The organism is Wolbachia endosymbiont (group A) of Colletes cunicularius (genome assembly GCF_964264715.1).
GTDB lineage: Bacteria > Pseudomonadota > Alphaproteobacteria > Rickettsiales > Anaplasmataceae > Wolbachia.
In genome coordinates, this window is the sequence record NZ_OZ183471.1 from 448,587 (window position 1) to 470,489 (window position 21,903).

Here is a 21,903-nt window from a genome sequence, read left to right on the forward strand (position 1 = left end):
AATAAACATGAAAAAGCTACTTTGCATATTATTGATAGTAATTTTTCCTGCTTTACTTGTTGCTTTAGAAAATAAGGAAAAAGTACAGATAAAAGATATCAAATGCATTGGCAATAAGCGAGTAAGCAATCAAACAATAGGGTTTTATATAAAGTTAGAACCTGGTAGCTATGTAGACGACGATGATATAGATTCGATTATAAAAGGTTTATATAAAACAAAGTTGTTTGCTAGTGTTAACGCTTATATCGATGATAAAAAAAATTTAGTAGTAAAAATTCAAGAAAATCCACTAATTAACAAGATAATATTAAAGGGTAATAAATTATTTAACAGCAAAGAGCTGCTAAATAATGTAATTCAATCAAAATCGCTAACTATTTTCACTGAAACAAAATTGCAAAACGATTTAATGAATTTAATCACTACTTATAGAAATAACGGTAAGGTTGGTGTTAACGTTGCATATGAGCTGAATAAGCTTGATAGTAATAGGGTCAATCTAATTTTTAAAATAAAAGAAGGTAAAACCTCTAAAATTAAGGATATAAGATTTATAGGTAACAAAAACTTTTCTGAAAACGAGCTAGAGCAAGCTATTAAAGTGCATAGTAATGACATATTTAGTAAGTTATTTAGAGCCATGTTTAAGGGCGGAACTCGTTATTCACCACAATATTTATTGATTAACACAGAATTGCTCGATCGTTTTTATTCGTCTAAGGGATATACTCAAAATAATATTCAACCGATTGTTGAGGTTGATAATAACAATCAGATAGAATTGACTTTTTTGATTGACGAAGGACAGCAATATTTGTTTGGAAATAATGAGGTTAATATTGAAACTGAAATTCAGGATTTAAGCCTAAAAGAAGAAATATTGGACTTTATAACAGAGGAAAACGATAAGATATTTAATAGAGTTAAAATTAATAATACAGTAGAAAAAATAAACAAGTATTTAAATGAGAAAGGATATATATTTGCAAAAGTTAATCCAGAGTATGCACAACGTGACAATGTTGTAGATGTGACCTACAGAGTGCTGCCGGGTAAAAAGATTTATATAAATCAAATTACAATTGATGGTAACGATCGCACTTTAGATAAGGTGATCAGAAGTAAGCTAAGTATAGCAGAAGGTGATGCGTACAATATATCTGAGATTCAAAAATCACGTAAAAAACTAATTAGTAGTGATTTTTTTGAAACAGTGAAAGTAAATAGTTACGCAGTTAATGACGATGCAGTAAATCTTGACTTAAATGTTAAAGAAAAAAACACTACTTTGTTGTATTTGGGAGGAGGTGTGTCTCTTCCTGGTGGAGCATTGATTAAAATTAACCTCAAAGACCGTAATTTATTTGGTACTGGAAAAGAGCTCTCTTTTGCTCTCGAAAAAAGTCAATACGTATTTTCTACTGATTTAGAGTTTGTTGAAAATAATTTTAACGATTCTGATACGTCACTAGGCATGGGTGTATTTTATGAAAAACAAGATAAACCAAACACTACTTTCGATACTTGTAACTGGGGAGGAACAGCAAAATTATCATATAAAATCTCAGAAAATCTCATCAATTCCTTTCACTATTCTTATAAGTATAATCATATACACATGGATAATAAGGGTGGAAAAGATGAGGATATCTCTCAGATAATAAGAGATCAAAAAGATGAACATCAGATTTCATCAGTGGGATACACGTTGGCATATAATAAATTGGATAATCTATACGCTCCAAGAGAGGGGTATTTATTACGCTTAAGTCAGGATATTTCAGGATTGGGAGGAAATGTAAACTTCCTAAAATCTGAGTTCTTGTCTTTTTACACGCATCCTATATTAAGTAAAATTGACGATAGCATAATACTACGCTTTAAGATGGCAGCAGGTCATATTTTTTCTTATACCGATGAAGATCTAAACATTGGCCAGCACTTTTTTAAAGGGGGTAATGAGATTAGAGGGTTTGACCTTTCCGGCATTGGACCAAGAGCAGAAGACAAAAATAAAAGCTCATTGGGAGGCAAAACTTATTTTAATTTAACACAGCAAGTAGATTTCCCACTACCAAAACTATATGACTATGCTGGTATCAAAGGCTCATTATTTGTTGACTATGCAACACTTTTTGGCTTAGATGATAAAAATGAGAAATATAAAGATCCATATAATGATAGTAAGCTTATAAGAGTGTCACCAGGTTTTGGCTTTTCAATGCCTTCTCCTTTTGGTAGATTTAGATTAGATTTTGGGTTTCCTTTAGTAAAGGAATCTTATGATATAATACCATCACCAAATGTTAAATTTTCTATTGAAGCGGGGATTTGAATGAAATATATACAGTTATTTATATCAGTTATTGCCTTAATTATTTTCTTATTTGTGGGGTATAAGTTTGCAGGATATCAACCTCAGAACACAAAGGCTGCCATTATTGATAGTGATAAAGTTATCAATGAATCTCTTGCTCTGCAAAACATACAACAACAAATAAAGGAGCAGAATTCTAGATTACAACAAGAATTTGAAAGTGAGTTAGAAAAACTTAAGCCATCAAAAGAAGAATTTGAACTTTTGTCAGAAGAAGCAAAAAAGGAAAAGACAGAACAGTTTAATAAGCATACTGTAAATGCTAGAGATGCTTACGCTAAAAAAATGTTGTATTTAAAGAAAGTTATAGAGATGCAGTAGAGAGTGTTTTTAACAAGATAAAAGAAGTTGCTAAAAAAACAGCAGAAAAAGACAACATAGATTTGGTACTATTTATTTCAAAAAAGAACCAAGTTTTATACTCTATGGATGAAGTTGATTTATTGGATATGGTATTAAACAATATAAACAAGGAAATACCTGAATTTGCTTTAAAAGGCATTGAGTAGGCTTATGCAATTTAATATCAGTGATATTATAAAAATACTACCACATTCTTATCCGTTTCTCTTAGTAGATAGGGTTATAGAGTGTGATCCTGGTAAAAGTATAAAAGCAATCAAAAATGTGACTTTCAATGAGCCATTTTTTATTGGTCATTTCCCTGGTCATCCAATAATGCCAGGAGTCTTGATAATTGAATCTCTAGCTCAAGCATCTGCTATATGTGTTCTTGGTAAAGAAAGTCAAGGTACAATAGAAAACAAAGCTATTTACTTTATGTCTATTGAAAATGCAAAATTCAGAAAGCCAGTCACTCCAGGGGACACACTGATTCTGCAAGCTAATGTTAAAAACGCACGTTTAAGTGCATGTAAATTTGAGTGTATTGCCTGTGTTGGTGAAGAAAAGGTTGCAGAAGCAACGATTTTAGCTATGCTACAAAATACGTAATATACAAAAGACAGTGTGCATACTGTATAATGCAGCTTAATATCTCATTTTCAAATTTATATACTCGCAGTGGATTAATAAAATTGGATGAGACATTTTTGAATTATATTAAATCATGTGATGAAAGCTTGTTTTGTTCATTAATTGAAGCAAGGGAAAATCAGATTGGTGATAGCCAGTTAATAATAGACCTCTCATATTTATTTGACGAGTTCATTGCAAAACTTTTCAACATTGAAAAAGAAATAGAAGAGCTAAAGAAAAAACACAATGACTTTGCTGTGATATATAAATGCAAAAGGTTATTTGTCCAACGCTACGCATTGAAGAAATACATTAATGTGGCGAATATAGATATTACTAACAAACTAAGTCATTTTCTCACTTTGCCAACAACAGAAAAAAATTTTGCCGAGCAGGTGATGCATTGGTTTGAAGATAAAGAAAATCACAAAGAAGAAATAGAACTTGCGGCACAATATGCAGTGTGGAGAGTAAAAAATAAACAGAGTATATTATTCAGTATTCATAAAAAAATCGACCACGAAAACCTCATGCCATTTTCTAAAAAAGAAGTGGACAAAGTTGAAGTGCTGTATTCAAATGAAGTAAAAAGACGATATGGTTTTGATCTAACAAGCAAAAAGGTGAGTTTGAACAAAGCATTAGATAACGCTCACTACTGCATATTCTGTCATAAGCAAAATAAGGACAGCTGCTCAAAGGGGCTAATTAATAACGACAATACTTTTAAACAGTCCCCACTAAAAGTTGAGCTGCATGGCTGTCCACTAGAACAGAAAATATCAGAAATGAATCTGGTGAAAAGCGAAGGTTACAGCATAGCAAGCCTTGCAATTGTGATGATAGATAACCCATTATGTGCGGCTACTGGGCACAGAATATGCAATGACTGCATGAACTCGTGCATATATCAGAAACAAGAACCCGTGAATGTGCCAATGATTGAAACAAGGATTTTGGATGATGTGCTTAGTTTACCGTACGGATTTGAAATATATTCTCTGCTCAGCCGTTGGAATCCTTTAAATTTTCAGCGTTCATTGCCAAGAGAAAACACCGGAAAAAACGTTCTAGTTGTAGGCCTTGGTCCTGCTGGTTTTAATTTAGCTCATCATTTGTTGAATGATGGGCATAACGTTATCGCCATTGATGGACTAAAGATTGAACCTTTAATCGATAATTTCCAGCTAATTAAAGATTTTGAACACGAAAAATTGAGTGAACGTACGGCAGGTGGGTTTGGTGGAGTGGCAGAATATGGCATTACTTCTAGGTGGGATAAAAATTACTTAAAGATTATTAGATTACTGCTGGAAAGACGTGAGAATTTCGCACTTTATGGGGGCATTCGTTTTGGTGGCACGATTAATGTTGATGATGCTTTCAACTTGGGTTTTGATCACATCGCACTAGCACTTGGCTCTGGCAAGCAACGAATGATCAAAATAAAGAATATACTAGCTCGTGGAGTGCGTATGGCATCTGACTTTCTTATGTCGTTACAACTGACTGGCGCTCTTAAATTTGATTCTATAGCAAATCTGCAAGTTCGTATGCCGATAGTTGTCATAGGTGCGGGGCTTACTGCGATTGACACTGCCACTGAAGCTTTAGCGTATTATCCAATTCAAGCAGAAAAATTTCTTCTTCGTTATGAGATATTAGTTGATAAGTATGGAAAGGACTGTGTTGAAAAGGATTGGACAGAGGAAGAGCGCGAAATTGCGAATGAGTTTATATCGCACGCACAATTGATCCGAGAAAAGCAAAAGTTAGCAAAAAAAGAGAGTAGAGAAATAAAAATATTAGAGTTAATGCAGAGTTTGGGGGGAGTGAAAGTTGTATATAGAAAAGAGCTAAAAGATTCGCCAAGTTATCGATTAAATAGCGAAGAGGTGCAAAATGCACTTTCAGAAGGGATTTACTTTATTGAAAACTTAGAGCCAGTTGAAGTTGTGACGGATAAATATAATCATGCTGAATCAATAAAACTAATAGACACAAAATCCGGCGAAATCAAATGCATGAAAGCACGTTCTATTTTTATAGCAGCAGGTACTGAGCCAAATACAGTTATTGCAACAGAAGATAAAAAGCATTTTAAATTAAGCAATGGGTATTTTACTCATTTGAATTCATCAGGAAAAGAAATAGATCCAATATTTTCTCCTAAGATGCAGAATAAAGACAGAATATTAGTATATAAGCAAGGCAATAAAACAATTAGCTTTTTTGGTGATCTTCATCCTTCGTATAGCGGCAGCGTCGTGAAAGCTATGGCAAGCGCTAAGAATGGTTACCCTATCGTTTCTCAGCTTTTGAATAGAGTTAATAGCTTCATTTCTGCCACTCCAGCTAGAATCTCGGAGTCATATGCACAATTGTATGAATGTTGTAATGTAAGAGTAACTTTCACCAAAAAAGATGTCATTCCAGTGCCCAGACACTGGGATCCAGAAAACTTAATTTTGAATGAGTACACCAGATGGTTGTATAGTCAGAACTGGATTCCAGTGTCAGCTACTTGCATGACACCACCTGCTATGCGAATTACCTACAAATTGCAGCATTTGTACACTAAAGCGTCACGCGCTGGAATAATATCAGAACACCTGGCTAACAAAGAATTTTTCAATAAAATCAAAGAGCAATTCACTGCAAAGGTTATAAAAGTTCAATATTTAACAGACAAAGTTGTGGAAATAGTGATCAAAGCACCACTTGCGGCAAAGAATTTTAAACCTGGACAATTCTTTAGGTTGCAAAATTTTGAAACCAATAGCAGAAAAGCCAATAATACAAACCTTGCTATGGAAGGTATAGCCGTAACCGGCACTGAAGTAGACAAAAAAAAAGGAATTATTTCCACTATTGTGCTTGAAACTGGCGGTTCCACTAATTTATGTAAATGTTTTAAAGAAGGTGAACAAGTAATTCTTATGGGTCCAACTGGCAGCCCTACTGAGGTTTACTAAGTCTGGATATTAAAGTGATGCCAAATTTTATTTCAAAAAGTAAATAATTTACTAACGCTCGTGCACAAATTAAAAATAAATTATGCACGAGTGTAGCATTGTGAATTAAGAATGCTATATTAAAGCTTACCTCACTATTAAAGCTATCGGTCAGATTAGATTAAAAACCTAATCTGACCGGTTTCTCTATAACCCTCTAAACTCTGATATAATTATATGATAATTAGTTTAATTAGTGGTTAATATGCAAATTGATTTTATTCATATATTGAGATAGCATAACCCATATTGGTTTAAATTATTGTGCAACTTTATAAATCTTCACTGTTACTTCTACTGACTGTATTAATAGTTATAGTCCTAAAATTACCTGAAAATTTGAGCATTGCAGTAAATTGGTCTCTCCCAATTCTGGATTTTGATTTATCTTTTCATATCATACTAATATCTTTTTTATCAGCTGCATTTTTAGCTGTTCTACCAGCACAAAATTTGACTTTTTCAGAGATGCTATCTTTTGCTGCTTACACTATTAGTTCACTTTATGCAGTTTTATCTGAACATATGATATTGGTTATAATATTCTGTGAATTAATGACCGTCAGTGCATTTTTTACTATCGCAGCTGGCTGTAGAGATAGTGGACCTGCAATAAGGTACGCTTGTGTACACTTTTTCGTTGGAGTTATATTAACAGCAGGATTGGCACTGCAAAGTACTAACCTGATAATTTTAGGTTTATTGATAAACTGCACTTGTTTCCCTTTTTCGTTTTGGGTTGTTGATGCATATCCTGCTGCATCGCTACATGGCACTACATATCTCTCTTTATTTACCACTAAAGTCTCTTTTTTAGTGATGCTTTTACACACTTATAACCTATGGCAAGATTGTACTGAAATATTAGCGCTTGTAGGCGCCATCACTGCAATTTACAGCATTATATTTGCTTCTCTTGAGCAAAATATTCGTAGATTTTTATGCTATAATATTGTAGGACAAATGGGCTTGCTGATTATTGCAGGAGGTTTACTCAACTCTTCGGAAAAGGCAATACCAATTTTGATGCTGCATATAATCTTCTCTCTTGTTTATCAATTATTATTGTTTGTGGTCAGCAATTCGATTATTTCACGAACAAAAACAATTAGTTTTAATGGAGTAGGTAAACTGATGTCAGTGGAAGGCATGTGTGCTATAATCGCAATACTTACAATGGCTGCATTTCCTGGAACCGCTGGATTTATCAGTAAATCATATATCACAGCTGAAATTGAAATGAACACTGTTGCCTTAAAAGGTTATAAAAATTTATATAAGGTTCTAAATTTGCTGCTTCATTTAAGCGTGGGGCTAAAGTTTCTTTATTACTTATTTATTGCAAAAAGTAAGTCAAAACCTTTAGCAGAGAGGGGGGGCAAAATGACTATGATCATTTTAGCATTTATATGCGTAATCACTGGCAATCCTTACTTACCTATTTACAATAAATCTTCGATTTTCGATTTTGTGTACAACACAAAAAATATTTTGTCGCAATTTAATTTGTTATTATGTACCACTTTATTGTTTATTCCTTTACGCAAGTTATTTTACCCGAGAATAAATTTTAAAATGGATGTTGATTGGACTTTTAGAGCTTTCATACCCTATATTGTCTTGCTGTTCAATCAGTTAGTCTCTAAAACTAGAGAAATGTTTGCCAGCATAGTGCAAAACTTGACTAATTCACTTGCTGGTTTATACTTTAATAATATTACTAAACTTAAAGAAGTGCTGGATTATAACTCAGTGAGTTTTGTTTCAGCTTCTTCTCTCTTTTTAATGAGTATTCTACTAACGCTATTATGTTTAAATCGTTAACTGAAAGTTTAAATTCTGTATTTAGTAAACTGAGAGGAAAGTCAATCATTTCTGAAGATGATTTTAATCTTGCCATGCGTGAAATACGTATAGCTTTAATTGAAGCTGACGTTTCACTTGAAGTTGCGAAAAAATTCATCAATGACATTAAAGATAAAGTGATTGGGGAAAAAGTCATAAAGAGTGTTTCTCCAGCACAAATGATAATTAAAATTGTGCAGGATAATTTAGTTGCAGTTCTCGGATCGGAGAAAAGTGACTTAAATCTAGCAGTTAAACCCCCTGCTGTGATTATGATGGTGGGCTTACAAGGTGCAGGTAAAACAACTACCTCAGGAAAGCTTGCTTTAAAGCTAAAAAAGCAAAAGAAAAAAGTGATGCTTGCCTCTTTAGACATTTATAGGCCGGCTGCCCAGAAACAACTTGAGGTGCTGGGTAAACAAATAGACGTACAAACTTTATCTATAGTAATAAATGAGGGGCCTATTGCAATTACAAAAAGGGCACTGGCAACAGCAAAGAACGATAATTGTGATGTATTAATACTAGATACCGCAGGCAGGCTTCATATTGACAATAATATGATGAATGAGTTGAAAGCCGTAAAGGAAATAGCTTCACCTGCAGAAGTTATTTTAGTAGCCGACGCAATGATAGGCCAGGATGCGGTCAACATTGCCAAATCATTCAATGAGGCAATAGGTGTAACCGGCATTATTCTTACCCGTGTTGATGGTGATGCACGTGGTGGTGCTGCTCTTTCTATGAAAATGATCGCCGATTGTCCAATTAAATTTATTGCTTGTGGTGAAAAATTAAGTGACCTCGATGATTTTTACCCCGATAGAATTGCAAAAAGGATACTTAGTATGGGTGATGTTGTCTCATTGGTTGAAAAAGCTGCTGAGATTGTTGGTCAGGAAGAAATTGATAAGTTACAAAAGAAAGTAAAAAAGGGTAAATTCGACCTAAACGACCTAGTGGGAATGTTAAAAACTCTCAATAAAATGGATGGTATTAGCAACATAATGAAATTCATTCCTAGTTCATTCACAAAAAAGCTAAGTAGCAGTGTGCCAGATGACAATAAAGTGAAAAAATATATAGCTATCATAAACTCAATGACTGAAAAAGAAAGGCAAAATCCAGATATTTTAAATGGCAAAAGAAGACTTAGAATTTCTAAGGGGTCCGGAACAAGTGTAACTGAAGTTAATCTTCTGATTAAGCAGTATAATCAAATGAGCTCTGTGGTAAATAAGTTCAGTAAAGTTGACCATAGTAAACTCAAAGAATCTGATTTGATGGATATGCTAAGCAGAAAGTAAGTCAGCAGGTAGTGGAATGAGACGATTGTCAGTAAACCTTTAGCTATATCAAAAGTGGCTTAGGTCTCGCAAAAAAATTTACAGCTTCTTGCTAGCCAAGAAATTTATTATTAATTTTAGGGAATACTATAGCTAACCCAAGAAAGGTTTCCCTACGTCATACCGCCGCGGTATCTCAGTATAGATTCCGCTAACGAGTAGCGGAATAACGAATTTGTTGTTTTTCAAATTGTAGGTAAACCTAAGCCACTTTAGCTATATACTTTCCAACCTGTTTTCACTCCTAATCTTTTCTTATTGATTTACAGCAGGTTCTTTGTTACAGTTCGTAGTTATGCAAAGAAACCTAAAGCCTTATGAGTTTATTTACAGTCAGTGATTTACATAATTTGGAACTGTATAGCTGAGTATTGTATATGATAATATTGATAACAAACGATGATGGCTTTGGGAGTGAAGGAATAAAATTACTCAAAGAGATTGCACGGAATTTTGCGTCAGAAATATGGATGGTGGCACCAGATACTGATAGAAGCGGGGCTGCAAGATCTCTTGATTATCCAGTGAAACAATCTATTGGAATAAACCAACATAGTGAAAGGGAATTTAGTGTGTCTGGTACTCCTGCAGATTGTGTCATTATTGCGCTAAATAAAGTTATGAATAAAAAACCAGACTTAATATTGTCCGGAGTAAATATTGGATCAAATGTCGGGGACGATATTTGTTATTCAGGAACAATTGGTGCTGTAATGGAAGGTGCTGCAAGGTCTATACCTTCTATTGCGCTGAGCCAAGTTTATCATGATAAAATAGACTGGCACAATACAAAGGTTTTTGCACCAAAGGTTATTGCCAAGCTAGTTAAGGTTGGTTGGCCTAAAAACATAGTGATGAGTGTAAATTTTCCTGCTACGGAAAAAGTAAAAGGAGTAGAATTTGCTGAACAAGGTGAATATAACATTGATGGGGATTTAACTTTTACTGAAAATTCGAATGGCTTTTTTAGCTTAAATTGGTCTCGAGAGCACTCAGGCAGTGGTAGTGTAAATAAAATAAAAGAAGGATTTATTACTATCACACCAGTAAAATTAGATTTTACAGATTATGATACATTGAATGCTATGAAAAATTCTTGTGCAGACGAATTTTCTTCTATAGCTGACTAAGAAAAACATTTGCATTGCTCCTAATTGATGTTTTCTATTGTGTTATCGCGAGCAATTATTTTTTCTTCACCTGTATCCATGTTTTTAATCTTTAAAGTTTTACTACTCAATTCTTCATCGCCAAAGATTAAAGCAGCTTTAGCATTTGCTTGATTTGCTTTTTTCATTCGGTTTTTAAGTGCTCCGCTATATTCGTAGACTACATATAAACCATTTCTGCGCAATTCATTCGCAAGTGTTAGAGCATGTTCATCAGCCTCTCTGCCGATCGGAATTAGGTAAATAGGTCGCTCTTCTTTCGGAGAATAATTGATTAACTCCATTATGCGTTCAATACCTCCTGCAAATCCTATCGCTGGGGTGTGTTTTCCACCTACTGAAGATACTAGATTATCGTATCTTCCACCGGCAAAAACTGCCCCTTGTGCACCTAAATCTTCTGTGACAAATTCAAATACTGTGTGACAATAATAGTCTAGACCTCGAACTAATTTGCTATTTACAGTGTAAGGTATGCAAAGAGCTTGCAGTCCATTTAACACCTGGTCAAAGAAATATGAAGATTCTTTTGTATAGTGATCACTGATTTTAGGCGCATCAGAAATTATTAATCTATCTTTCTCATCCTTAGAATCCAGTATTCTGAGTGGATTTTTGATCAACCTATTTTTGCTATCTTCTGATAGATCGTTTTGATACTTTGTAAAGTATAAGATCAAAGCTTCTCTATACTTAGTTATTGTTTCACTATCACCTAAAGAGTTGATTTCCAGCTTTACATTTTTATTGATGCTAAATTCAGTTAGTAAGTGCTGAGCGAGTGATATCAATTCAACATCGGCTTTTGAATCTTCTACACCAAAAACCTCAAAATTTATCTGATGAAATTGCCTCTGTCTTCCCTTTTGCGGTCTTTCGTAACGAAATGCAGGCCCTGTTGAAAATAATTTTATCGGCGTTTGCAGTTTTTTTTCAATTAATAGCCTAACAACCGCTGCAGTGAACTCAGGACGTAAAGTTATGCTCTTTCCTCCTTTATCATTAAAGGTGTACATCTCTTTAGTGATGATGTCTGAGCTATCACCTAAAGTCTTTGTGAAAACTTCCGTATATTCAAATATCGGAGTTTGAGCAGGCAAAAAGCCATATAGACTTGAGGTTCTGCTTGTTGTCTGCTCTATGTGTTTAAACTTGTACCATTCATCAAACAGGAGATCTTTTGTTCCTCTAACCGTTTGATTAGTCATAGTGTGGTCTCTATACCTGCAACCTCTGGTATGTGGTAGCTCAGCATATTCTGCACTCCTTGCTTTAAAGTAATTGCAGCACTTGGGCATCCAGAGCAAGCTCCTTGTAACTCAACATAAACTATCCCGTCTTTATAGCCACGAAATTTGATATCGCCACCATCTTGAGCAACTGCAGGTTTGATATAACTTTCCATCAATTCTTTTATTCTATTTACAATTTCTATATCATTTTTATCAAAAAATTCTTCATCCAGTATATTATTATCATTTACTCCTTCTTTATCTAGTGCTTTTCCACCTGAAGTAAAGTGATCCATGATTGTAGTTAAAATTTCTACTTTTAATGTATCCCAATTAATTCCACCCAATTTTGTTACTGAAATAAAATCATGACCAAAAAACACTCTTACCACATGTTCTATTTGAAAAAGATTTGCTGCTAACTTGGAGTTTTTTATTTCATCTGCATTTGAAAAATCAGCCGTTTCTCCTTCGTTTAGAATTGCAAATCCAGGGAGAAATTTCAGTGTGTTTGGATTTGGTGTTTCTTCAATCTGGATGAACATGTTATTTACCATGACAATTATAATTGTTACTATTTAATCATAAAATGATAAAAAAATATACATGTCATTCATCTTTTTTCTTTTTTTAGTATTCATAGTAGTTACATTTGTTTTGCCTAGCGTTGTTGTATTTTTTCTTTTCCTGACAAAAAAAATAACATAAGTTTCATGATGAACTCTATATTAAGTAAGTTTTTGAACGAATTTAATAGCAGTAGAAGTTATACTGAAAATTACACTGGTGATAACATGTCCAAAGATGAAGCATTAAAGATACTGGGGCTGAATCCTGAGGCAAGTCAAAATGAAATTAATAAAGCATATCAAAATTTAATGAAATTAGTTCACCCAGATAAGGGAGGCTCAGAGTATTTTGCACAAAAATTAAATGCGGCACGTGATAGGTTGCTGAAGAGGTAGTAATTAATATCGCTTTAAACTTTTTATTTGTGTGTAAAGGATAAGTTGCTACAATAAAACGAGTTAAAGGTAGAGAAAGCTTTAAGTTATGCAGAAAAAAAAAACAACGATAGAAGAGGAAAAAGGCATATTAGGGTGGATAGAATATAGATTGCCTATATTTTCTTTTTTGAAACACACTGCTTCTTACCAAGTGCCAAAAAACTTAAATTATGCTTGGAACTTTGGCTCTTTGGCTGGTATAGCGCTAATTTTACAAATAATAACAGGTATATTTCTTGCTATGCACTACACTCCGCATGTTGATTATGCGTTTAATAGTGTAGAGCGCATAATGCGAGATGTGAATTACGGGTGGTTAATACGCTACACTCACGCTGTTGGAGCATCGCTCTTCTTTATGGTAGTCTATGTTCATATAATGCGTGGGTTATATTACGGATCTTACAAGAGGCCACGAGAGATGGTGTGGTTTGTTGGTATATTTATATTTTTTGCAATGATGGCAACTGCCTTTATGGGATATGTATTGCCTTGGGGACAAATGAGTTTCTGGGGTGCAACAGTTATAACCAATTTATTTTCTGCTATACCTTTAGTTGGCAATAAAATAGTTACATGGTTATGGGGTGGTTTTTCAGTGGATAACCCAACACTTAACCGTTTTTTCGCTCTGCATTATCTTCTGCCTTTTGTTATTATTGCTTTAGCTATGCTTCATGTGATAGCTCTGCATAGGTTTGGCTCTGGTAACCCAAGTGGAGTGGAGGTAAAATCAGATAAGGATACCATTCCTCTCTATCCTTATTATATAGTCAAGGATTGCATAACTTTTGGTCTGTTTTTTGTAGTTTTGTTTGCATTTGTTTTCTATGCTCCTAATTATCTTGGGCATCCAGACAATTATGTAGAAGCTGATTCTATGGTCACTCCGATACATATAGTGCCAGAGTGGTACTTTTTACCTTTTTATGCAATGCTACGTTCAATTCCAGATAAACTTACTGGTGTGCTTACCATGTTTGCGTCTATTTTAGTTTGGTTTTTGTTACCTTGGCTTGATAAATCAAAAGTTAAAAGTGGTGCTTATCGCCCAGTGTTCAAAAAATTTTTTTGGGTTTTCGCAATAAATTTTGCACTTCTTGCCTGGCTTGGAGGACAAGAGTTGAAAGAGCCTTACATCACTATGAGTAGGCTATCCACTCTTTATTATTTTGCATATTTTGTAATAATTTTACCGCTTCTTAGTAAGTATGAAAAGCCAAAAGAACCACCAAAAATCTTAAGTGATTCTGTGCCGGAGATGAAGTAATGCTGATGAGAAGTATGTTAGCTATGCTTTGCATATTGTTTTTTGCTAATTTTGTGTATGCAGAAGAATTCAAACCATTACCAAATAAAAAAATGGACTGGAAATTTGATGGAATTACCGGATCTTTCGATAGAGAGTCAATTCAACGAGGCTATAAAGTGTATAAAGAAGTCTGTGCTGCTTGTCATTCAATGAATAGGATAGCATTTCGTAATTTGCAAGATGTTGGTTTTTCTGAAGAAGATATAAAACAGATTGCAGCTTCTTATCAAGTTAAAGATGGTCCGAATGATTTGGGTGAAATGTTCGATAGACCTGGAGTACCTTCGGATTATTTTATTGCACCTTTTGATACAAAAGAAGCAGCTGCAGCAAGCAATAATGGTGCAGTTCCACCAGACTTATCGTTAATTATTAAAGCAAGGCATGATGGTGCAAATTATGTCTATTCACTGTTAACAGGCTATCAAAACGGCGAGCACGATGAAAATGATTTATACTTCAACCCTTACTTTTCAACAGGCAGGTTAGCTATGGCGCCACCACTTTCTGAAGGAATGGTGGAATATGATGGTGCAAGACAAGCCACAGTTGAAAATATGGCGTATGATGTGATAAATTTTTTACAATGGGCAGCAGAGCCAGAATTAGAGCGCCGGCATAAACTTGGATTAAAAGTAGTGGCGTATTTTATAATTTTAACAGTGTTTTTTGTATTAACTAACAATAGAATTTGGAGCAAGCTCTATAAAAAGAAGTGATAGTCAATTTTGCCTCAAATACAATGGTTGTCATCCAAGTAGCTAACACTGGTTCCTTTATGACGGCAGTGCCCAGAGGTGTCGTGCAAGTAGCTGACAACATAGAAACGAAAAACTTACTTGACAAACTCCACCAGCCCCCTTACCATAAAACTGAAGCTATTTATTTATCTTCGCAATTTCTGCAGTGGATTAATGACAAAAAAACTTAATGTATTTGGCGTAAATCATGCTTAATTTTTTGCACTATGTGCACCTCATGTCTTTATAAAACTTTAGGTTTCTACCTATAAAAGCTGAAACGCGCTTATAAAACGTTTAAGAGCCTGTCTTCAAACTCAAGAATGAGCTAATTTGTGAAGCATAATAGTGATCATATTAAAGAAGATGTTATTTTTTGAAGTGAGAGGAGAATGCTCATAATCCTTACTCATACGTCTAAAATTGGAGAGCCAAGCAAAGGTTCTCTCAACAATCCAACGTTTGGGAATAACCTGAAATCCTGTATCAACTATTTTCTTGGTAATCGTCAATAAACATCCAGTTTCCAATAAGCAGAGGTTTTGCAATTTACCTGTGTATCCTTGATCAGCAAAAAACTTATGTAATGTTGGAGCTTTGCATTTGGCTTGAACAAAAAGATTTAGTGCACCATCAAGATCCTGAATGCTTGCACTTTGTACTTCAGCAGCAATTACAAGACCTACAGTATCTACAACGATGTGGCGCTTTCTACCCTTTACTTTCTTGCCAGCATCATATCCTCTGGATCCCCTTTTTGAGTAGTTTTTACTGATTGGCTATCTATTATTCCCACTGATGGAGTTTCATTCTTACCAATTATCTCTCTTACTTTTTTAACTAGAAAATCATGAATCTCTTGCCATATTCCACTTTTTTTCAATCGCTAATTACAACTATACACTGTTTTCCATGGTGGAAAATCTTTAGGCAGTTGTCTCCATTGACATCCTGTTCTCATCATATAGCGGATTGCGTTAATAATTGTTCTAATACTATGTTTTCTTGGTCTACCGGTCTTTTTAGGTTCAAAATATAGCTCTATTATCTTCCATTCTTTGTCACTTATATCGCTTGGGTACATTTAAAATATATCTTATAACACACTTCTTAACTCCTTTCTACTTAGTTTGAAGACAGGCTCTTACGGCTGGTTTTTTGGTTTCAAATTACATATGGTAATCAATGAAAATGTTGAAATTCATGCACTTACGCTAACAAAAGGCAATGTTGATGATAGGATACCTGTGCCAAATCTGACGGAAAAATTAATCGGCCTTTTGTTTGGTGACAAAGGTTATATTGCAAAAGAGCTTTTTCAGAAGCTGTTTGACCGAGGTTTGAAACTTGTTACCAAGGTGAAAAAAGGTATGAAAAATACATTGATTTCGTTAAATGAGAAGATTTTACTGAGAAAAAGGTCTATCATTGAGACTGTTTTTGGTTACCTAAAAAATAGACTAGAAATTGAACACACTCGCCATAGATCCCCTGTTAATTTTTTGGTTCATATCTTTTCTACTCTCATTTCCTATTCCATCAAATCCACAAAGCCTTCTATTTCCTATACTTTCTTCCTTCCTTAATCCAGAATTCGCGTTCTTAGCATAGATCCCGCTAACACGTAGCGGGATGACGATTGTCAAGGTGTCATCCGAGTAGCTTGACTACTTGGATCCAGAAAACTTAACTTTAAATAAGTGGCTGCATAATAAAGACTAGATTCCAGCGTCACGCGCTGGAATGACGCCATTTTCGGTCTCTTAAATTGCTTTAGCTACAAACATTAATAAATTTACCAAGTGGAAAAAAAGGCAAAAGAAGCACCGTGGTTATTATCCGCTTTAAAATATTGGCGTTTTTTATGTTTTAAACGCTTGACAAGCGAGATTAAGCTGCTTTTAATTGCAACTAACCTACGCTGCAAATGTTTAAGAAATTTACCAAGCAGAAAAAAAGACAAAGAATCCCCGAGTTAGCTAGTCTTTTACTACCTTTGTCGAGTATTGGCATTTTTTGATGTCTTGTAACGCTTTGTAAGCGCGTTCAGCTTATTTAGATAAAAATCTAGATGTAGATGAAGTTTTGTAAAGACATACAGTATCTATATACTGCAAAAAATTGAACATAAAACGCCGATACATTAAGTAATCCTTACCTTTTAATCTGCAGATTGGCGAAAGCAAATACAATAGCTTCACTGTCATAATAAGGGGGCTGGCGGAGTTTGTCAAGCAAGTTTTTTCGTTTCTGCGAGCTACCTGAGTTTATTGACTTCATTAGAGCCAAAACTCTTGAGACCTATAGTTAACCGAAGTAAGATTTCCCCGAGAGCTGAAAGACAAAATCAATAGCCGAATTAATATTGGGCCAAAAGCTTGGCAGCACTTTTCTTATGGCATGCTTAATGGCAAACCAGAACTTCTCAATCGGATTTAAATCCGGTGAGTATGGCGGCGAGAACAAAATTTTACACCCAACATTTTCTATCAAATTTTTCGTTCTTGCAGATTTATGAAAGCTTGCATTATCGAGAACAATAGTCTGTCCAGGTTTTAATATAGGAACAAGTATATTTTCTACATAAGCATCAAAAATCTCGCTGTTGCAGTAGCCCTCAATTACCCAGGAAGCTTTAACTTTTCCCTCATTTAGTGCTCCTATTATGCTTACCTTCTTTCTTTTAAACCCTGGTTTATCGGCAAATAACCTCTTGCCTTTTTGAGACCACCCATATTCATAAAATCTGTTGTCTTCTACTCCAGAGTCATCTATGAATATCAAGTTTTCTTTTTCTATTCCTTCTATTTTTTTTATGAACTCCTTGCGTTTCTCTTCATTCCTTTCCTGATAAAGAAAAGTTTTTTTTATATGTATAGTTTACTTTTTTAAGATAATTGTAGACTGTGTCTTTGCACATGTTGCCAAATTTTTCAATTATTTTTTCAACCGTAATATCTCGGTTTTCATCCAGAAATTTGACAAAGCCATCTAAGTATTTAATTTTATGACTATGTCCCTTTTGGTAGCCTGAAGACGGTTTTATACTTCCTGTTTCTTCTCTTCTTTTCCTCCACCAGTATATAGTTTTTCTATCAATTTTGAACATCTTGCTTACTTCTTCCATAGTCATTTTTTTCTCGTCAACCACTTTTAAAACTCGTTCCCTCAGGTCCTCACTATATGGCTTTGCCATCATTCTACCTTAATTAAAGCAGTATTATACCTTTTTACACTCCTTTGAGGAAACCTTATTTCGGTTAGCTATAGGTGATAATTCTATCTAAAAGGATGCCAAAAAAGAGAAGCAACCCTACGTAGGAATTATTTTTAAATATGGACATGCATTGACTGGGATCGTCAGGATTGAAATTTTTGTATTGGCGGTGAAATATCAACCCTACAGCAAGTAGAGCAATATAAAAGATGTTATTTAATGATGATAAGATACCAGCATATAGCCACGTCATAAGAGATATTAAATAAAATCTTTTCAACCAAGATTTTGTTGTATCACCAAAATATAATGCGGTAGATTTCATTCCGAGTTTTTCATCATCTTTTTTATCTTGATGAGCGTATATGGTGTCATAGCTAAGTGTCCAAAAGAAGCATCCTATATAAAACAGCAAGGATTCTATACTGATCTGGTTTATTATTGCTGCTGAGCCCATGAGCGATCCCATATTGAAGGTAAACCCTAAGAACAATTGTGGCCACCAAACATACCGCTTTAATAAAGGGTAAGTAGCTATCGCACACATTGAGATTATTCCAAGTATGAGTGTGGTTTTATTAGTTAACAATAAAATTACCAAGGCGATAGATAGTAGCAGTGAGAGTAAAACCAAAGCCTGCTTTATGTTCAATGCACCACTTGCAAGTGGCCTATATTTTGTTCGTTCAACGTGCGCATCTATTTCCCTATCGAAAATGTCATTGATTATGCACCCTGCAGGTCTCATTAAAAATGCACCTATAGTAAATAAAACAAGGAGAAAAAGAGCCTGATACGATAGAGAAGTTGAGGCTAAAAGAATACCGCTCAAACTGGGAAATAGCACAAGCCACAAACCTGTTAAACTGTGCAGTCTCATTAATGAAAAGTAACGGTTGAAATACATTAATTAAGTGTGATTATGTAATATTTTGCTTACATTAACAAAATTATCGAACGCTAAATCAGGCTTGAAAACTAACTCAGGTATAAATCGTAAATCAACATAACACAATATAGATTTACGTATTGACCATGCAGATTGGTTCATTTCATTAACAACAGTGTTAATATCACAATTATCCTCAGAAGGATCTCCAGTGCGTGATGCTGAAATCCATGTACTTTTTTCTGAATCTGAGTAGTCAGCTACTTGGATATTCAATGAAGATAACACAATATATACATCTGCTTTTTTCAAATCTTTACTTAATTTTACGTCAGATACCGCTACATTTTTATTGAACACCTTACCTTCCATTAGGACTCTTGATATTGCTCTATGCAATACCGATGCTATTTTTAGGTTTCTAATTTCCTTTTTCATATCCATCTACTATAACACCCTTTCTTCTTGCACTAATTGATGAGCTTCCAAAATATCTCCAACTTTAATATCGATATTACCCTCTAGTGATACTCCGCATTCAAAGTTTACACCTACTTCTTTAACATCATCTTTAAACCTACGTAGTGCTTTTAACTTTCCTTCATGCACCAATTTGCCACCACGCACTACCTTAATTAAAGAATCTTTTCTTATGACTCCATCACTTACGTAACATCCAATGATATTACCAGCTTTAGATACGTTAAATATTTGCCTCACAGATGCAGAACCAACACGAACCTCTCGTGTAACAGGCTTTAACATTTTAGTTAAATACATTCTCATGTCGTCAATGAGCTCGTATATTATGTTATAAGTATGTATTTCTACACCTTTTTGTTTTGCCAAGTCCCTTATTTTTGAGTCCACTTTTACATTAAAAGCTAAAATTACTGCACTTGATGCTTCTGCAAGCAGCACATCTGAATCTGTTATCCCTCCTACTGCTTTGTGTAGGATATTTAATTTCACTTGGTCTTTACCGAGTTTATCAATTGAACTTGATATTGCTTCAATAGAACCAGTTACATCGCACTTTAAAACTACAGATAGTTCTTCTGTTTCACTGTTATTACGACTGAATATATCTAAATTATTGTCGTCTGAATCTTCTTTCTTTTTCTTGATCAACTCTAGCCTGTATTCAACAATTTTACGCGCCTGCTTTTCAGAATTTACAACAACAAATTTATCTCCAGCATTTGGCACACCATTTAGACCAGTAATTTCAATTGGAGCGGAGGGTAGTGCTGCTTTTTCTCTTTGACCAAGGTGATTAACCATACTACGTACTTTGCTGTATGTTGTACCAACTACCAATATATCACCAACCTTTAACGTTCCTTCCTCAACTATCAATGTAGCTGATATTCCTTTCGCTTTATCTATTTTGGATTCTATTACCCATCCAAGTGCTCGACAATCTTCTATTGCTTCTAGCTTCATTAATTCAGCGATTAACAAAATCGCCTCTTCTAGTTTATCTAAATTAGTTTTCTTTTTTGCTGATACTGGCACAATCATAATATCACCACCAAGCTCTTCAGAGATGAGATCATATTGAGGCAAACTATTAATTATTTTTTCTACATCACCAGGTTCAGATTTATCAATTTTATTAATAGCAACTATAATAGAAACATTTGCTGCTTTTGCATGATTTATTGCTTCAACTGTTTGTTTCATGATTCCATCGTCAGCTGCAACTACTATTACGACTATATTAGTAATATTGGCACCACGTGCACGCATCGCAGTGAACGCTTCATGTCCTGGTGTATCAATAAAAGTAATTTTTTGCTTATCTTTTGTCGTTATTTGATAAGCACCTATGTGTTGAGTTATGCCACCTGACTCTCTTTCTGCAACATTAGATTCACGAAATGCATCGAGCAATGAGGTTTTACCATGATCGACGTGTCCCATAAAAGTGACGATTGGTGGTTTAGGTTTTTTAGGCAGGCTTTCTCTGCCTTCTATAAAAAATAAATCCTTTTCTCTGTTGGTATCGCTCACTCGTTTAGCCGTATGATTAAATTTTTCCACTATTTCAGATGCTATATCTGGATCCACCAGATCATCTACTCTATAACTCTCACCGACTTCTTCTTTGAACATTTTTAGCACACTCTTGCTATCTTCTGCCATACGAACAGATAACTCCCTGATAGTTATTTTGTCTGGTATAATAACTTCTCTTGATATATTTTTACCCTTAGTAAACTTTGACTTTCTACTTCTTATACCAAATCTTTGCTTAAATACAGGGGGTTGTTCAGTTTTTTCATCTATTGCCTGTGCAATTACCAGTTTAGAATGCTTAGAATATATATCTTTGTTGACTTTAGAAGACTTTTTATCGTTGCCCTCATAGTCAATATTATCTTCTCTTAGTTCAACTAAGTGAGTATTACTTAAAACTTTCTTATTTATTTCTTTAGATAAAGTGTCCGCTTCATTTTTCTCGTCAATCTCTTTATTGCTGTCTTCTTTTGCTGTTTTCTCTTTTTCTTCTCTCTGATTTCTTTCTTTCAGCAAAGCAGCATTCTGCACAGCATTAATGCGGAAAATTTGTTCTTTCTCTGTTAAAGAACCTAATTTACTCTCGTCAAATAAATTATGTTCTTCTGCATCATGAGATTTTTTTCTTCTTTTTTTTACTATTGTAGCTCCAGTACTTGGGCTAGCTGAAGAGTTTAAATTGAGGTCTAATTTAAGCTTGCTTAAGCCTTGGAGCGTTAATTTTTTATTACTGATATCTTCATTATTCATAT

At 34.4% G+C, this 21,903-nt stretch carries 20 protein-coding genes and 2 pseudogenes; 12 read left to right on the forward strand and 10 right to left on the reverse strand.

What is annotated here, in order from left to right:
• Positions 1–7 precede the first annotated feature (7 nt).
• The 7 genes and pseudogenes from bamA to surE all read left to right on the forward strand — a co-directional run bounded on the left by bamA (position 8) and on the right by surE (position 10,693).
• On the forward strand, positions 8–2,338 hold the full coding sequence (bamA, locus tag ACFELZ_RS02600; RefSeq protein WP_375316441.1) for an outer membrane protein assembly factor BamA: 2,331 nt from the start codon (positions 8–10) through the stop codon (positions 2,336–2,338).
• Positions 2,339–2,889, forward strand: a pseudogene (locus tag ACFELZ_RS02605) (OmpH family outer membrane protein).
• Between the two features lie 4 nt (positions 2,890–2,893).
• Positions 2,894–3,334, forward strand: coding sequence for a 3-hydroxyacyl-ACP dehydratase FabZ (fabZ, locus tag ACFELZ_RS02610; protein ID WP_253309601.1), 441 nt, complete (start codon positions 2,894–2,896; stop codon positions 3,332–3,334).
• Between the two features lie 29 nt (positions 3,335–3,363).
• On the forward strand, positions 3,364–6,333 hold the full coding sequence (locus tag ACFELZ_RS02615; protein WP_375316442.1) for a WPE palindromic element domain-containing protein: 2,970 nt from the start codon (positions 3,364–3,366) through the stop codon (positions 6,331–6,333).
• A gap of 303 nt (positions 6,334–6,636) precedes the next feature.
• On the forward strand, positions 6,637–8,196 hold the full coding sequence (locus ACFELZ_RS02620; protein ID WP_375316443.1) for a proton-conducting transporter membrane subunit: 1,560 nt from the start codon (positions 6,637–6,639) through the stop codon (positions 8,194–8,196).
• Positions 8,181–9,524 (forward strand): signal recognition particle protein, encoded by a 1,344-nt coding sequence (gene ffh / locus ACFELZ_RS02625; protein ID WP_374698764.1) that lies wholly within the window; start codon positions 8,181–8,183, stop codon positions 9,522–9,524. The genes ACFELZ_RS02620 and ffh overlap by 16 nt, the downstream gene beginning before the upstream one ends.
• 416 nt (positions 9,525–9,940) lie before the next feature.
• Positions 9,941–10,693, forward strand: coding sequence for a 5'/3'-nucleotidase SurE (gene surE / locus ACFELZ_RS02630; protein ID WP_375316444.1), 753 nt, complete (start codon positions 9,941–9,943; stop codon positions 10,691–10,693).
• Positions 10,694–10,713: 20 nt separating this feature from the next.
• On the opposite strand, the gene hisS is transcribed toward surE, so the two are convergent.
• Entirely contained in the window at positions 10,714–11,940 is a 1,227-nt protein-coding gene (gene hisS, locus ACFELZ_RS02635) for a histidine--tRNA ligase (RefSeq protein ID WP_375316445.1), read from the reverse strand.
• Positions 11,937–12,509, reverse strand: coding sequence for a NifU family protein (locus ACFELZ_RS02640; RefSeq protein ID WP_375316637.1), 573 nt, complete (start codon positions 12,507–12,509; stop codon positions 11,937–11,939). Before ACFELZ_RS02640 ends, hisS begins: the two co-directional genes overlap by 4 nt.
• Before the next feature lie 171 nt (positions 12,510–12,680).
• Between ACFELZ_RS02640 and ACFELZ_RS02645 the strand changes: the two genes are divergently transcribed.
• The 3 genes from ACFELZ_RS02645 (at position 12,681) to ACFELZ_RS02655 (ending at position 15,002) form a co-directional block, all read left to right on the forward strand.
• Positions 12,681–12,929: a DnaJ domain-containing protein gene (locus tag ACFELZ_RS02645; protein WP_320109619.1), complete on the forward strand. Its 249-nt coding sequence runs from the start codon at positions 12,681–12,683 to the stop codon at positions 12,927–12,929.
• Positions 12,930–13,017: 88 nt separating this feature from the next.
• Positions 13,018–14,241: a cytochrome b gene (locus ACFELZ_RS02650; protein ID WP_375316446.1), complete on the forward strand. Its 1,224-nt coding sequence runs from the start codon at positions 13,018–13,020 to the stop codon at positions 14,239–14,241.
• Positions 14,241–15,002, forward strand: a complete 762-nt coding sequence (locus ACFELZ_RS02655; protein WP_375316447.1) for a cytochrome c1 — start codon at positions 14,241–14,243, stop codon at positions 15,000–15,002. Before ACFELZ_RS02650 ends, ACFELZ_RS02655 begins: the two co-directional genes overlap by 1 nt.
• Positions 15,003–15,340: 338 nt before the next feature.
• Here the strand turns inward: ACFELZ_RS02655 and ACFELZ_RS02660 are convergent, their stop codons facing one another.
• The 3 genes from ACFELZ_RS02660 to ACFELZ_RS02670 are packed head-to-tail and all read right to left on the reverse strand — an operon-like array spanning position 15,341 to position 16,107.
• The gene (locus ACFELZ_RS02660) at positions 15,341–15,799 is read right to left on the reverse strand and encodes a transposase (RefSeq protein ID WP_375316627.1); all 459 of its coding nucleotides are present in this window, start codon (positions 15,797–15,799) and stop codon (positions 15,341–15,343) included.
• Entirely contained in the window at positions 15,742–15,906 is a 165-nt protein-coding gene (locus ACFELZ_RS02665) for a hypothetical protein (RefSeq protein ID WP_375315781.1), read from the reverse strand. Before ACFELZ_RS02665 ends, ACFELZ_RS02660 begins: the two co-directional genes overlap by 58 nt.
• A gap of 3 nt (positions 15,907–15,909) precedes the next feature.
• On the reverse strand, positions 15,910–16,107 hold the full coding sequence (locus ACFELZ_RS02670) for a transposase (protein ID WP_375315805.1): 198 nt from the start codon (positions 16,105–16,107) through the stop codon (positions 15,910–15,912).
• Between the two features lie 58 nt (positions 16,108–16,165).
• Here ACFELZ_RS02670 and ACFELZ_RS02675 point away from each other — a divergent pair.
• Both ACFELZ_RS02675 and ACFELZ_RS02680 read left to right on the forward strand, forming a co-directional pair.
• Positions 16,166–16,609: pseudogene (locus tag ACFELZ_RS02675) on the forward strand (IS982 family transposase); the annotation flags it as partial.
• A 216-nt stretch (positions 16,610–16,825) separates the two neighbouring features.
• The gene (locus tag ACFELZ_RS02680) at positions 16,826–17,002 is read left to right on the forward strand and encodes a hypothetical protein (protein ID WP_375316353.1); all 177 of its coding nucleotides are present in this window, start codon (positions 16,826–16,828) and stop codon (positions 17,000–17,002) included.
• Positions 17,003–17,330: 328 nt separating this feature from the next.
• On the opposite strand, the gene ACFELZ_RS02685 is transcribed toward ACFELZ_RS02680, so the two are convergent.
• The 5 genes from ACFELZ_RS02685 to infB form a co-directional block, all read right to left on the reverse strand.
• Positions 17,331–17,900, reverse strand: coding sequence for an IS630 family transposase (locus ACFELZ_RS02685; protein ID WP_375316638.1), 570 nt, complete (start codon positions 17,898–17,900; stop codon positions 17,331–17,333).
• Complete coding sequence (locus tag ACFELZ_RS02690) at positions 17,860–18,222, reverse strand: helix-turn-helix domain-containing protein (protein ID WP_375315839.1); 363 nt, start codon at positions 18,220–18,222, stop codon at positions 17,860–17,862. Before ACFELZ_RS02690 ends, ACFELZ_RS02685 begins: the two co-directional genes overlap by 41 nt.
• Positions 18,223–18,283: 61 nt before the next feature.
• Positions 18,284–19,147 carry a 4-hydroxybenzoate octaprenyltransferase gene (ubiA, locus tag ACFELZ_RS02695; protein WP_375316448.1) on the reverse strand — a complete coding sequence of 288 codons (864 nt, stop codon included), beginning with the start codon at positions 19,145–19,147 and terminating at the stop codon, positions 18,284–18,286.
• Positions 19,148–19,150: 3 nt separating this feature from the next.
• Positions 19,151–19,567 carry a ribosome-binding factor A gene (locus ACFELZ_RS02700; RefSeq protein WP_164225054.1) on the reverse strand — a complete coding sequence of 139 codons (417 nt, stop codon included), beginning with the start codon at positions 19,565–19,567 and terminating at the stop codon, positions 19,151–19,153.
• A gap of 9 nt (positions 19,568–19,576) precedes the next feature.
• Complete coding sequence (gene infB / locus ACFELZ_RS02705) at positions 19,577–21,901, reverse strand: translation initiation factor IF-2 (protein WP_375316449.1); 2,325 nt, start codon at positions 21,899–21,901, stop codon at positions 19,577–19,579.
• Between the last annotated feature and the right edge of the window lie 2 nt (positions 21,902–21,903).

What these genes read in the sequence shown, in the direction of transcription:
- bamA (WP_375316441.1), top strand. Translation starts at nt 8, where the DNA reads ATGAAAAAGCTACTTTGCATATTATTGATAGTAATTTTTCCTGCTTTA.
- fabZ (WP_253309601.1), top strand. Translation starts at nt 2,894, where the DNA reads ATGCAATTTAATATCAGTGATATTATAAAAATACTACCACATTCTTAT.
- ACFELZ_RS02615 (WP_375316442.1), top strand. Translation starts at nt 3,364, where the DNA reads ATGCAGCTTAATATCTCATTTTCAAATTTATATACTCGCAGTGGATTA.
- ffh (WP_374698764.1), top strand. Translation starts at nt 8,181, where the DNA reads ATGTTTAAATCGTTAACTGAAAGTTTAAATTCTGTATTTAGTAAACTG.
- surE (WP_375316444.1), top strand. Translation starts at nt 9,941, where the DNA reads ATGATAATATTGATAACAAACGATGATGGCTTTGGGAGTGAAGGAATA.
- hisS (WP_375316445.1), bottom strand. Translation starts at nt 11,940, where the DNA reads ATGACTAATCAAACGGTTAGAGGAACAAAAGATCTCCTGTTTGATGAA.
- ACFELZ_RS02640 (WP_375316637.1), bottom strand. Translation starts at nt 12,509, where the DNA reads ATGTTCATCCAGATTGAAGAAACACCAAATCCAAACACACTGAAATTT.
- ACFELZ_RS02645 (WP_320109619.1), top strand. Translation starts at nt 12,681, where the DNA reads ATGAACTCTATATTAAGTAAGTTTTTGAACGAATTTAATAGCAGTAGA.
- ACFELZ_RS02650 (WP_375316446.1), top strand. Translation starts at nt 13,018, where the DNA reads ATGCAGAAAAAAAAAACAACGATAGAAGAGGAAAAAGGCATATTAGGG.
- ACFELZ_RS02655 (WP_375316447.1), top strand. Translation starts at nt 14,241, where the DNA reads ATGCTGATGAGAAGTATGTTAGCTATGCTTTGCATATTGTTTTTTGCT.
- ACFELZ_RS02670 (WP_375315805.1), bottom strand. Translation starts at nt 16,107, where the DNA reads ATGTACCCAAGCGATATAAGTGACAAAGAATGGAAGATAATAGAGCTA.
- ACFELZ_RS02690 (WP_375315839.1), bottom strand. Translation starts at nt 18,222, where the DNA reads ATGATGGCAAAGCCATATAGTGAGGACCTGAGGGAACGAGTTTTAAAA.
- ubiA (WP_375316448.1), bottom strand. Translation starts at nt 19,147, where the DNA reads ATGTATTTCAACCGTTACTTTTCATTAATGAGACTGCACAGTTTAACA.
- ACFELZ_RS02700 (WP_164225054.1), bottom strand. Translation starts at nt 19,567, where the DNA reads ATGAAAAAGGAAATTAGAAACCTAAAAATAGCATCGGTATTGCATAGA.
- infB (WP_375316449.1), bottom strand. Translation starts at nt 21,901, where the DNA reads ATGAATAATGAAGATATCAGTAATAAAAAATTAACGCTCCAAGGCTTA.